General features: G+C 47.4%; 1 protein-coding gene. It reads right to left on the bottom strand.

All coding sequences use genetic code 11. The features are described from left to right. Nucleotide 1 precedes the first annotated feature (1 nt). Nucleotides 2-249, bottom strand: a 248-nt coding sequence (locus L9G74_RS21490) for a hypothetical protein (protein ID WP_238898862.1), incomplete at its 5' end; no start/stop codon positions are given.

Genomic DNA, 249 nt, shown 5'->3' with positions numbered 1-249 from the left:
CTTATTCATTCGGGTCAACGTTGTGGCGACGGGCTGAAATTTTGTAAAAGACCAGTGCCACGATAGCAAAGAAGAACGGTCCAGCGATCGTCCAAAAGGCGGTCTGGTAGTCGTGTTCCAGCAGTGGTTGAACGAAGGTAAAGAGAATCCCGACGATCAGGATAATTTCCACCACCACGACTAAAATATTGGTCCACAGGCGGTTCTTAAAGACCACGAACGGGTAGTCCAGGTTCTTCTTTTTGAAAA

Source organism: Shewanella electrica (assembly GCF_022321485.1).
Classification (GTDB): domain Bacteria; phylum Pseudomonadota; class Gammaproteobacteria; order Enterobacterales; family Shewanellaceae; genus Shewanella; species Shewanella electrica.
The sequence above is the reverse complement of the archived record's forward strand: the minus strand, read 5'-3'. Positions and strand labels throughout refer to the sequence as shown.